Below are 12,244 nucleotides of genomic sequence, written 5' to 3' on the forward strand. Positions count from 1 at the left end.
ATATGTGCAGTGGATTGGGTTTTATGCCGAAGGCAGCAAGTTCTGTCTGAATTCGCCCAATAAATCACTAACAAATTGAATTCGTTTCCGTCTGTCTACCAATGGTATCGTAAACTTGAACTTTGTTGGTCCTTCCATTGAAAACTTTTGCGGTTGGGATTGCAATAGTTTAACAAGGTAGGCCGGGTTTATGTCAGCATCTGGGTAGAATTCTAAGAATCCGCCCTTGTCGTGAGCTTCAATTTTCTTCGCCTTAATCGACGCTGCGGCTAATTTTAGCTCGGAAACTGATAATAAGTTCTTGGTTGCATCAGGAAGACTACCAAAGCGGTCGATAAGCTCAACTTTCAGCTCTGCCAGCTCATCAGTGTCACTGACGCTCGCAATACGTTTATAGGTCGATAATCGAGTATTGATGTCTGGGATATAGTCATCTGGCAATAACGCAGGTAGGCGCATTTCTATCTCAGTTTGCTCACGCAACAGATCATCAAGAGAAGGTTCTCGACCTTCTTTCAATGCTTCAACGGCCTGCTCAAGCATTTCCATATACAGCGTAAAACCAACCGATTGGATCTGACCACTCTGCTCATCACCCAACAGTTCACCCGCGCCACGAATTTCTAAATCGTGAGTCGCTAGGGTAAAGCCAGCGCCCAGATCTTCCAAAGAGGCAATCGCGTCTAATCGCTTAATGGCATCTTTGCTCATCGCTTTCGGGTGCGGTGTTAGCATGTAGGCGTATGCTTGGTGATGCGAACGACCCACACGACCACGTAACTGGTGCAGTTGCGCTAAACCGAGATTGTCGGCTCTATCCATCAAGATGGTATTGGCTGTCGGAACATCGATACCGGTTTCGATGATGGTGGTACATACCAACAGATTAAAACGCTGATGATAGAAGTCGTTCATGATGCGTTCTAATTCGCGCTCTCGCATTTGACCATGAGCGACCGTTACACGCGCTTCCGGTATCAGCTTTTGTAATGACTCTGCGGTTTTCTCAATCGTATCAACTTGGTTGTGTAGGAAGTAAACCTGACCACCACGCATGATTTCACGCAGTACCGCTTCTCTTACTACCGCATCGTCACTCTCGCGAACGAAGGTTTTTATCGCTAGGCGTCGTGCTGGTGGCGTTGCTATGATCGACAGATCGCGCATGCCACTCATCGCCATATTCAGTGTTCGTGGAATAGGCGTTGCGGTTAGCGTTAGGATATCAACATCGGCACGCATCGCTTTCACTTTCTCTTTCTGACGTACACCAAAGCGGTGTTCCTCATCGACAACCAGCAAACCAAGGTCTTGGAATTTAATTTCACTCGAAAGCAGTTTGTGAGTACCCACCAAGATATCAACCTTACCGTCAGCGACATCTTGCATGATTAACTTCTGCTCTTTGGCTGATTTGAATCGAGACAGAACCTCAACACGGATCGGCAAGTTGGCGAAACGGTCTCGGAAGTTTTCGAAGTGCTGTTGAGCAAGTAGGGTAGTCGGTACTAATACTGCGACTTGTTTGTCGTTATCGGTACACACGAACGCGGCACGCATTGCGACTTCTGTTTTACCAAAGCCCACATCACCACACACCAAGCGGTCCATGGCTTTTGCTTGGCACATGTCAGACATTACAGCATTGATTGCCATCGCTTGGTCGTCGGTTTCTTCAAATGGGAAGCCCGATTTGAAGGTCGCATATTGACCGCGGTCCAATACAAATTTGTAGCCAGGTTTGAGCTCACGCTTAGCGTAAACATCAAGTAATTCTGCGGCAACATCACGGACCTTTTCAGCGGCGCGTTTACGAGCTTTCTGCCATGCTTCGCCACCGAGTTTGTGCAGTGGTGCAGAATCTTCAGCACCACCTGAATAACGGCCAATCAAGTTCAGAGAAGCAACCGGCACGTATAACTTGGCATCGTTTTGATACTCAAGTGTCACGTATTCGGTTTTCATGCCACCGGCTTCAAGTGTTTGCAAGCCGATATAGCGGCCAATACCGTGGTCGATGTGAACAACCGGTTGACCCGGTTTAAGTTCCGCTAAGTGACGGATTACGGTATCGCTGTTAACGCTTTTCTTGTCTTTCTTGCGACGCTGTACAACGCGGTCGCCTAATAAATCACTTTCACAGATAAGAGCGATGCTTTGCTCTTTCTGGATAAAGCCGTGTTCAGCCGAACCTAATATGAGGCTGAACTTGTCTTTGGCTTTAATGGCCGCATCCAGGTTTTCAACTTCACTTGGTCGTACTTTAATGCCACTGAGTAATTCACTCAGGGCTTCACGACGACCTTCAGACTCAACCGAGAAAACCACTTTACCTGCGAAGGCTTCCGTGAATTTTCTGAGATTGGCCAGAGGCTCTTTGTTTTGATGCTGAACACTCAAGTCTGGCAGTGATGCAACCGGTAGGTTGATGCGGCCAGCTTTTTCTTCAATCGTGTCTAAGCTCAGATTCACTTGTGGTTTTTGCTTAAAGTGAGCGAATAGCTCATCTTTTTTTAGCCACAATTGCTCTGGACTCAATAAAGGTCTTAATGGATCAACGCCACGCTGTTCGTATCGGTGAGCAACGTCGGTAAGGAAAGCATCAACAGCTGTTTCTACGTCACCAAGAACCAAGAGTTGCGCTTCATCGGCAACGTAATCGAATAAGGTTTCGGTGTGGTCAAAAAACAGCGGTTGCCAATATTCAATACCTGCAGGCCAGGTACCTTTAGAAACTTGCATGTAGACAGATTCTGGTTCACGACGCGCATCGAATTGCTGACGCCAGCGAATTCGGAAATCTTCGATTGCGCTTTCTGAGGTTGGAAACTCGTGTGCTGGCAGTAATCGGATCTCAGAGATGTCTTCGATAGAGCGCTGATTTTCAGGATCGAAAGTACGGATCGTGTCGATCTCGTCATCGAAAAAGTCGATACGATATGGGTCTTTGCTGCCCATCGGGAACAAGTCGAGAATGGAACCTCGGCTCGCATATTCACCCGGGCCAAACACTTGGTCTACGTAGCGATAGCCTGATTTTTCGAGTTGAAGGCGCAGCTTCTCTAACGAGTAGAGGTCGCCGGTTTTTACCATTAAGGTATGCTGCAACAAGAAGTCACGCGGCGACTGACGTTGTAGTAGTGTGCTGATCGGAACGATCGTGATGCCATCTTTTAACGTTGGCAGTGCATAAAGTCGCGCTATACGGTCAGAAATTATCTCTTGGTGTGGTGAGAAGCTGTCATATGGCAGTGTCTCCCAATCAGGAAAGAGCGCCACTTCATGTGACGTAAACTGCTCAATTTCTGATTGAAGCTTGAGTGCGATCTGAGGATCGGGCACCGCAAGTAAAGTATGGCTGTTATGTTGCTCCGCGAGTTTAGCAATAGCAAGCGCGAGAGATGAACCAACTAGGTTACCGATGTGTTTTTTATCACCGGCGCCTTTGAGCTTAGGTAGTGTAAAAATGGATTGTTTTGTCATGTCTATTTACTTGTTATCTCGTTCTAGAGAGCGTTGACGTAAGAGCTTTTGTTGTTGATGAAGTGCAGCCTTGATCAGCAAGTCTTGGTCAGTATCACGAAGATGAGCATATTTGAATTTGATTTCGAAGCCTGAATCTTTAGGTTCGCTAGCGAAGACTTCCGCGTAGCAATAGATAGCGGCGGCAGGGTGCTCGATGAAGAGCTTGGCTTTAACTAAGCGACCCGCTTCGATATCTGTTTTTGAAAAACAAGAGAACTGACTCGCACCAAATGAATACGTGTGGGTACGAAATTGTTCATCATCTTGTTGCGACAACATAAAGCTCAACAAGAGGTTTAATTTAGAGTTCTGTGCATCCAATAAACTGATGACATTCTTCAAGTCGCTGTTTTTCAGTTCGTTGCGAGCACTGTCGGCTAATAGGTCCAATTGGCTAAACTCACTTGCCACAACAAAAGGGGCAGGAATCTCCGATTCGAACTGAATCTGAGAAGGTAAAGCGAAGTTGCTGTCCATTGGCTCAATATTAGCGGTAAGGCTGTGGTGAACGGTGAAAAACTCTTGTTCTGTCATGCGTTAGTTCCTTGAAGTGATCTATTGATTATCGCTATGTGGCCGCAGTAATCAAGGTCAGTTAATTGAAAGTCTCAAATAGTTGTTTGAAAGTTGGCTATTTGACAAGGTTCTGTTTTTCAAGCCTAACTAATTGAGTTAATTCACTCTATATTTTCAATTAACCCCTACACAGTAACGGCAATACCCGTTACATTAACCCGCATCTCCTTTAGATGGTTCAAAGTATGTTTCATCCTATTTCATTGTTTGTTGGCCTGCGTTATTTGAAAGGCCGTTCAGGTGATCGCTTTAGCCGTTTTGTTTCTTATATGTCGACGGCCGGAATCACCATTGGTGTGCTGTCTTTGGTTACTGTTTTATCGGTAATGAATGGATTCGAAGCGCAGTTAAAAGACCGAATTCTTGGTGTACTTCCTCAAGCCGTTGTTTACGAGCAAGGAGGCACAACGTCACTTTCTGCTCAAGCGCCTAGCTTTGCGGAGCAAATGTCGCTCAATGACCACGTTGAACCTATTGTTCGTAGTGAAGCGGTGATCCAAAGTCCTGCTCAGTTATCTGCGGGCCTGTTAATCGGTATTGAGCCCAATTCCGATGACCCTCTTCAGAATCATTTAATTGCTGGCAGACTGTCTTCACTCCAAGCTGGTCAGTATCAGCTTTTCCTTGGTCATACCTTGGCAAGAAACTTGAAAGTGTCTATGGGTGACAAAGTTCGCTTAATGGTCACCAGTGCCAGCCAATACACACCACTAGGTCGCATACCTAGCCAGCGAAATTTCACCGTAGCCGGTATTTTTAATACGGGTTCGGATATTGATGCTCAGTTGATGGTCACACACATTCAAGATGTAGGACGTTTGATGCGTTATAAGCCTGATACGATTTCAGGCTGGCGACTGTTTTTTGATGACCCGTTTGAAGTCGCAGATTTATCGAACACCCCGTTACCGGAAGGTTGGGTGTGGAGTGATTGGCGTGACCAACGTGGCGAGCTTTTCCAAGCTGTTCGTATGGAAAAAAATATGATGGGCTTGATGCTGGGGCTGATCATCGGTGTTGCGGCGTTTAATATCATTTCTGCGCTGATCATGGTGGTGATGGAGAAACAATCAGAAGTCGCCATCTTAAAAACGCAAGGCATGCGTGATGGTCAAGTCATGGGTATCTTCATGGTTCAAGGTGCAAGTAGCGGTGTGATCGGCGCGTTATCTGGTGGCATTCTTGGCGTGATCTTAGCTTCGAACCTCAATACTATTTTAGAGGCGATGGGTGTTGCTCTGTTCTCATTTGGTGGACAACTGCCAATATTGATTAACCCAATCCAAATTGCGGTTGTTGTGGTTTTGGCTATTGCACTTAGCCTTGTTGCGACTGTATTTCCTTCTTATCGTGCATCTTCTGTGAAACCTGCTGAGGCCCTTCGTTATGAGTAATTTTCTTCAATGTAATGATATCCGTAAAACGTACCGCGAGGGTTCGTTGGATACCGAAGTCCTCAAAGGTGTCAGCTTCGAAATCGAAAAAGGTGAGCTGGTTGCAATCATTGGTACCTCTGGTTCTGGTAAAAGTACGCTATTGCATATTTTAGGGGCATTGGATGATGCTTCCGACGGCAGCGTGAGTTTTCTCGGGCAGGACTTAGCGTCTTTGAGCTCGAATAAGCAGGCGAAGCTTCGTAATCAACACCTTGGTTTTGTATATCAATTCCATCATCTTCTTTCGGATTTCTCGGCGCTTGAAAACGTAGCGATGCCGTTGCTAATTGGTGGTGAAAAGCCTGCTAAAGCAAAAGAAGAAGCACAACGTTTGTTGGATAAAGTCGGGCTAAGTCATCGTGTTGATCACCGACCTTCGGAGCTTTCTGGTGGTGAGAGACAACGTGTGGCGATTGCTCGAGCTTTAGTTAATAAACCGGCTTTGGTGTTGGCGGATGAACCGACAGGTAACCTTGACCACAACACAGCGCTGTCTATTTACGATTTAATGCGTGAATTGAACCGCGAATACGATACCGCTTTCTTGGTTGTAACCCATGATGGTGAACTTGCGGGCAAGATGGATCGCCAACTGCACATGCAAGACGGTTTGCTGGTTAACGTAGAAAAAGAGGAGAGTTAAGTGTTTTCTTCTTTATCTCTATTGATAGGCGGCCGATTTAGTCGGGCGAAACAACGAGACAAGATGGTTTCGTTTATCTCTCTGTCTTCTACGATCGGTATCGCTGTCGGCGTCGCGGTGATCATCATTGGTTTATCTGCGATGAATGGCTTTGAGCGTGAACTGCAGTCACGAGTACTTTCTGTTATCCCGCATGGAGAATTCGAGGGAGTCAATGAACCTGTGACACGTTGGGAGCATGTGATCGAACAAGCGACCCAACATGATGATGTTGTAGCGGCGGCACCTTATGTGAAGATTACCGCGCTTGCCGAAAAGGGCAAAGAGTTAAAGGCGATTGAAGTTCGAGGCGTTGACCCACAACTTGAGCAACAAGTATCTAGCCTATCGAGTTTTATCGATAAGCAAGCTTGGAGCGAGTTTAAGGCAGGGCAACAACAAATCATTTTGGGCTCTGGCGTGGCCAATGTACTCGGCGCGAAAGTCGGTGATTACCTGACTCTGATGATCCCGACGGTGAATGGGTCGGTGAAGGTTCAAGCACCTAAGCGTGTTCGAGTCAAAGTAGTTGGTTTGCTGACTCTTAATGGCCAAATAGACCACAGCTTGGCTCTTATCCCTATTGGTGATGCGCAAGTTTACGCAAACCTAGGCGACGCAGTGACAGGGGTTTCTTTAAAAGTGACCGATGTTCTGAACGCAAACTCGATTGTGCGTGAAGTTGGCAACCAGCTTGATGTGTACGTGTACCTGCGTAGCTGGCAACAGAAGTTTGGTTTCTTGTATCGAGATATCCAGTTGGTTCGCACCATCATGTATCTAGTGATGGTACTGGTTATTGGTGTGGCTTGTTTCAATATTGTTTCGACTCTAATGATGGCAGTAAAAGACCGAGCATCAGAGATCGCAATATTAAGAACCATGGGCGCATCGGACGGCCTTGTGAAACGCATTTTTGTTTGGCAGGGCGTATTCTCAGGCGTGTTAGGTAGTTTGGTGGGCAGTGCAATAGGCGTGTTAGTCGCGCTTAACCTAACCACGATTATCAAAGGGCTTGAGAAGCTTATTGATCACCAATTTTTGTCCGGTGATATTTATTTTGTCGACTTCTTGCCTTCGCAACTCGATATGACAGATGTGGTTGTCGTTTCTGGTACTGCTATTGTTCTGAGCCTAATGGCTACGTGGTACCCAGCATCACGAGCGGCCAAGCTCAACCCAGCAGCGGTGCTTAGTTCGAAGTAATGCTCTGAGTAATACGTCATGGCATGATTTGCTATGTACAACTGACACAAACAAAAAAGGATCCCTGATGGGATCCTTTTTTATTGAATTCAAACTGCATTTCTTACGACTTTGGTTACATACCAATATTGCAGAGAGCCGATGTTGTTCTGATTTCTCATAGTGTGAGTTTCAATTCACCCACGCCTAACGATAGCTTCAGTACCTTGCTTGTCGTTTCTTCCAACTTCTTACGACTGAATAACGCCATAACCCGCGAATACCAAAGTAGCCAATCATCGCAGAGATAACACCACAAATCAGACAACCTAATAGGAATGGAGGTCCGATGGTGCTCATTTGCGCCAAGATGAAATCCCAAGACAATTCAAAGTGGAAAGCTTGAGGCGGCACATGCATAACAAATGCGCCTACTTTATAAGCAAAGTAGAACAGCACAGGCATAGTCACGGGATTACTGATCCAAACCAGTGCGACAGACAGCGGTAGGTTAACACCACATGCAACCGCAAGGCCTGCAGACATAATCATTTGACTTGGTAAAGGGACAAACGCCATGAATAACCCAACAGCGAACGCGCCCGCCGCAGAGCGACGATTAAGGCACCATAAGTTGGGGTTGTACAAAACATTGCCAAAAATTTTCAATGCTTTCTGACGCTTGATGAGCTCATGGTCAGGCATAAATCTTTTGATAAACTTTCTTGGCATAGGAGGAAGCTACTCTCTTGTTTAACACTTGGTTCTTAATTTCATTTGCTGCGACAGTTGTGTCTGCCAGCTTTTGGCCTGTGATGCCACATTGGGTTTGGGCATCATTAATGCTGTTGTTACTTTTCGCATTAATAAAGTATAGCGTTTTCCGGTGTGCAAGAGGTCCAGTAACTGCATTGATACTAGTTATCTGCCTTGGAAATGCAATCGAAATACAAACGAGTCAGTTATTTCAATCTGGCCAGAATATTACCATAAATGCTTCGGTTGTTAGCCTTTTTAGTGAAAATAGCCATGGTTTTGAAAGCGTAATAGTAGTTAGATCAATTGGCGGCGAAAAATTAATCTTTCCACAATTGATAAAATTGCGGCTGTTTACCCCTTTCAAGCTAACGCTTGGAGATAAGGTTCATCTCTCGGTGTCAATGAAGCCGGTTTTTGGAAAACTCAACGAGGCCGGGTTTGATTTAGAAAAGTATCTGTTCAGTGAAAGAATCGTTGCTAATGCTACCTATCAAGCCGGAACAGGCTTTAGCATTCATTCTAGTACAAACTTACGCGCTCGATGGTTTGAAAGGACGCTTACAACGATCAGTCAGCTGGATAACTCTGATCTGATTGTGGCGTTGAGCTTTGGTTATAGAGAATTCATTCAATCACAGCGCTGGGATTTGCTTAAGAGCAGTGGGCTTGTTCACTTAATGGCGATCTCAGGGTTACACATTGGCATTGCTTTTGGAATCGGTTACCAGCTTGGGAGAGTCGTTAGGTTAGGGGCATCGTATTTAATTTGGCTTCCGACTGTTTTTGGTCTTGGGCTCGCGTATTTTTATAGTTGGTTTGCAGGGTTTACTTTGCCAACGCTTAGGGCGCTAACCATGTGCATCATTGGGAGCTATTTCCTTTGGCGAGGTCAAAATATCAATTTGATTCGATATGTGGCCTTGAGTCTCTGTGTCGTGTTGTTAATTTGGCCATTTTCGGTACTTTCAAGTAGCTTCTGGCTCTCATTTGGAGCGTTGGCAGCCGTTCTTTATATTGCTTCCAATACTCATCTTTCTTCTTACAAAAGCCCTCTACTCACAAAATTCTTCAAGCTATTTAAAATCCAGTTAATGCTGACGTTGTTACTGGCTCCTTTTTCAATGCTGTTCTTTCAAGGGTTCAGTTTGGTCTCGGTGTTATACAACTTTTTCCTCTTACCTTGGGTTTCGATAGTGACGATTCCTTTGCTGTTCTTAGCGATGTTTATCAGCTTAATCTTTGAATTAATTTGGGCTGAGAACAATATCATTGGTTATTTGTGGGCTCTGGTGGATTTATCGCTCACACCCGTTGTTTTCGCTCTCCCTTTTTCTGAACGTTTTTGGCTCACGGTTGATGATGAACTTGCTGCTTTGTTCGTGTTTTTCATTTTTCTATTGGGTATTTTACGTCATTACTTCCATCGTAGAATGATGTTTTTTGTCAGTGCTGTATTTGTTTTGTGGTGGGAATTTGGAAAGCTTAAACCAGAAGTGATGAGAGTCGATGTTTTAGATGTTGGACATGGCTTGTCGGTTGTTCTTCAAAAAAATAACCGGATTGTTGTTTATGATCTTGGTAATGCTTGGCCGGGCGGCTCTGTAGTCGAGTCGCTATTGATACCTACGGTAGAAAGAAGGGGAATCAAGGAAATTGATGGGGTGATTGTCAGTCATTTTGATTCTGACCATGCTGGTGGATATCAGGCATTACTTTCTTACTATAACCCTAAATGGATACGCGCTAGCCAAAGACTTAAACCTCCAGTCTCGCTCAGTAGTCAGTCTACGTTTAATTATCAAGCTTGTGTTATTGGAGAGTCTTGGCGTTGGCAAGATGTTGAGTTTGAGGTGTTGTGGCCGCCCAAAAGTGTTGAAAGAGCATATAACCCTCATTCATGTGTTGTGCGCATCTATGAGCCAGGCACGGAGTTTTCTATGCTTCTTACCGGAGATATTGAATTGGTCAGTGAGTGGTTACTTGCACGCGAAGCTACGCGGCTCAAAAGTGATGTGATGTTGGTTCCCCATCATGGTAGTTCAACCTCTTCCATTGCTCGATTTATCGAGGCTGTTTCTTCACAGTTAGCTATCGCTTCATTGTCTAAAGGAAACCAGTGGGGGATGCCTAGCCAATCTGTCGTCGACCGCTATCGAGAGGCTGATAGTACATGGTTAGATACGGGCGAAAGTGGACAAATAACCATCACAATCAGTAAGGAAGGTTGGAAATATCATACGATTAGAGAACATCAGGGGAGGCAGTGGTATAGGCAGATGCTCCGTAAGGGAGTAGAATAGATAGATTATTGTGAGAAAATTAAGCGATTCTATGTCAACAGAAACAGATGAAACCACTTGGGTCACATTTAAAAGACTTTGGACTTATATTCGACTGTATAAGGCTGGCCTTGGTGTTGCGGTTATTGCGCTTATTATAAATGCCGTCTCTGATACTTATATGATTTCATTACTAAAGCCATTACTTGATGAAGGCTTTGGTAACGCTGAATCTGACTTTTTACGCACGCTCCCTATTATTATCTTTGCCATGATGTTCATTCGTGGTGTGAGTGGCTTCGTATCAACCTATTGCTTGAGTTGGGTCTCTGGCAACGTGGTGATGGAGATTCGACGTAAAATTTTCAGTCATTTCATGCACATGCCTGTGTCTTTCTTTGATAAAGAGCAAACGGGCGCACTGCTATCTCGAATTACTTACGATTCAGAGCAAGTCTCTGCTGCAACCAGTAAGGCTTTGGTCAGTATTGTTCGTGAAGGTGCCAGTATCATTGGCCTGTTGACGCTGATGTTCTGGAATAGTTGGCAGTTGTCTTTGGTGTTGTTTGCGGTTGCACCAGTTGTCGCTTGGGCTATTACTGTCGTCTCTAAGCGATTTCGAAAGATCTCTAAAAACATGCAAACCAGCATGGGTCACGTGGCTTCTTCAGCAGAGCAAATGTTGAAAGGTCACAAGGTGGTACTAACTTATGGTGGTCAAGACCTAGAAAAAGGTCGTTTCGATTCTGTTAGTAATCAGATGCGTCAGCAAAGTATGAAGTTGGTAACAGCTCAAGCGGCTGCAAATCCGATAATTCAAATGATAGCGTCTATTGCAGTTGTGACAGTGTTGGTCCTAGCTAGTTTTGATTCTATTCGTGCTGAGCTTACTCCCGGTACATTTACAGTTATCTTCTCTGCGATGTTCGGTTTAATGCGCCCATTAAAAGCATTAACTAGTGTGACATCTCAGTTCCAACGCGGTATGGCGGCGAGCACCACTCTATTTGGTTTGATGGATCTCGAGACAGAACAAGACAAGGGTACATTGAAACCTGCAACCGTAAGCGGTGAAGTTGCTGTAAAAGATGTGACGTTTACTTACGAGGGCGCAGAGAAACCAGCACTTGATAAGGTGAGTTTCAATATACCGAAAGGTAAGACGGTAGCGCTGGTCGGGCGTTCTGGTTCTGGTAAGAGTACCATTGCCAACCTATTTACTCGTTTTTATGATGTGGATTCAGGAACCATTGAACTTGATGGGCACGATATCCGAGATTATGAGCTGAAAAATCTTCGTGAACATTTTGCTCTTGTTTCTCAAAATGTCCATCTGTTCAACGATACGGTCGCCAATAACATTGCGTATGCAGCCGGTGAAGTTTACTCACGCGAACAAATTGAACACGCAGCAAAACTTGCTCACGCCACTGAATTTATCAAAGATATGGAAAATGGCATCGATACGATTGTTGGTGAGAACGGTGGTAATTTATCTGGCGGTCAAAGACAACGCATTGCGATTGCACGAGCGTTGTTAAGAGAAGCGCCAGTTCTGATCCTAGATGAAGCAACATCGGCTTTGGATACAGAATCAGAAAGAGCTATTCAATCTGCTTTAGATGAGCTACAAAAAGATAAAACGGTACTGGTTATTGCACACCGACTATCAACGATTGAGCAAGCTGACGAAATTTTGGTTGTAGACGATGGGCATATTGTTGAACGAGGTCCGCATGCTGAGTTAATCGCACATGACGGTGCTTATGCTCAATTACACCGAATCCAGTTTGGCGAATAAA

The 12,244-nt window shown here is 45.0% G+C and carries 8 protein-coding genes; 5 read left to right on the forward strand and 3 right to left on the reverse strand.

The genetic code is table 11. The features are described from left to right. Nucleotides 1-21: 21 nt before the first annotated feature. Nucleotides 22-3,483, reverse strand: a complete 3,462-nt coding sequence (mfd, locus tag QUF19_RS05590; protein WP_286297209.1) for a transcription-repair coupling factor — start codon at nt 3,481-3,483, stop codon at nt 22-24. A gap of 6 nt (nt 3,484-3,489) precedes the next feature. After that, nucleotides 3,490-4,059, reverse strand: a complete 570-nt coding sequence (locus QUF19_RS05595; RefSeq protein WP_009847150.1) for a hypothetical protein — start codon at nt 4,057-4,059, stop codon at nt 3,490-3,492. 227 nt (nt 4,060-4,286) lie between these two features. Here QUF19_RS05595 and lolC point away from each other — a divergent pair, with 227 nt between their 5' ends. The 3 genes from lolC to lolE are packed head-to-tail and all read left to right on the forward strand — an operon-like array spanning nt 4,287 to nt 7,425. Then, complete coding sequence (gene lolC, locus QUF19_RS05600; protein WP_286297219.1) at nt 4,287-5,495, forward strand: lipoprotein-releasing ABC transporter permease subunit LolC; 1,209 nt, start codon at nt 4,287-4,289, stop codon at nt 5,493-5,495. After that, entirely contained in the window at nt 5,488-6,180 is a 693-nt protein-coding gene (lolD, locus tag QUF19_RS05605; protein ID WP_017083246.1) for a lipoprotein-releasing ABC transporter ATP-binding protein LolD, read from the forward strand. Before lolC ends, lolD begins: the two co-directional genes overlap by 8 nt. Further along, nucleotides 6,181-7,425 carry a lipoprotein-releasing ABC transporter permease subunit LolE gene (gene lolE / locus QUF19_RS05610; protein WP_286297227.1) on the forward strand — a complete coding sequence of 415 codons (1,245 nt, stop codon included), beginning with the start codon at nt 6,181-6,183 and terminating at the stop codon, nt 7,423-7,425. Between the two features lie 198 nt (nt 7,426-7,623). On the opposite strand, the gene QUF19_RS05615 is transcribed toward lolE, so the two are convergent. Beyond that, nucleotides 7,624-8,136 (reverse strand): DUF2062 domain-containing protein, encoded by a 513-nt coding sequence (locus QUF19_RS05615; protein WP_102433713.1) that lies wholly within the window; start codon nt 8,134-8,136, stop codon nt 7,624-7,626. 215 nt (nt 8,137-8,351) lie between these two features. Between QUF19_RS05615 and QUF19_RS05620 the strand changes: the two genes are divergently transcribed. Together QUF19_RS05620 and msbA are read left to right on the forward strand one after the other, a co-directional pair. Further along, on the forward strand, nt 8,352-10,463 hold the full coding sequence (locus QUF19_RS05620; RefSeq protein WP_434784920.1) for a DNA internalization-related competence protein ComEC/Rec2: 2,112 nt from the start codon (nt 8,352-8,354) through the stop codon (nt 10,461-10,463). 31 nt (nt 10,464-10,494) lie between these two features. Then, entirely contained in the window at nt 10,495-12,243 is a 1,749-nt protein-coding gene (gene msbA, locus QUF19_RS05625; RefSeq protein ID WP_102308050.1) for a lipid A ABC transporter ATP-binding protein/permease MsbA, read from the forward strand. Nucleotide 12,244: the final 1 nt, after the last annotated feature.

The organism is Vibrio sp. FE10, from assembly GCF_030297155.1.
Classification (GTDB): domain Bacteria; phylum Pseudomonadota; class Gammaproteobacteria; order Enterobacterales; family Vibrionaceae; genus Vibrio; species Vibrio apostichopi.

Bases quoted from the DNA above. Each gene is read 5' to 3' on its own strand.
- mfd (WP_286297209.1), bottom strand. From the start codon at position 3,483: ATGACAAAACAATCCATTTTTACACTACCTAAGCTCAAAGGCGCCGGT.
- QUF19_RS05595 (WP_009847150.1), bottom strand. From the start codon at position 4,059: ATGACAGAACAAGAGTTTTTCACCGTTCACCACAGCCTTACCGCTAAT.
- lolC (WP_286297219.1), top strand. From the start codon at position 4,287: ATGTTTCATCCTATTTCATTGTTTGTTGGCCTGCGTTATTTGAAAGGC.
- lolD (WP_017083246.1), top strand. From the start codon at position 5,488: ATGAGTAATTTTCTTCAATGTAATGATATCCGTAAAACGTACCGCGAG.
- QUF19_RS05615 (WP_102433713.1), bottom strand. From the start codon at position 8,136: ATGCCAAGAAAGTTTATCAAAAGATTTATGCCTGACCATGAGCTCATC.
- msbA (WP_102308050.1), top strand. From the start codon at position 10,495: ATGTCAACAGAAACAGATGAAACCACTTGGGTCACATTTAAAAGACTT.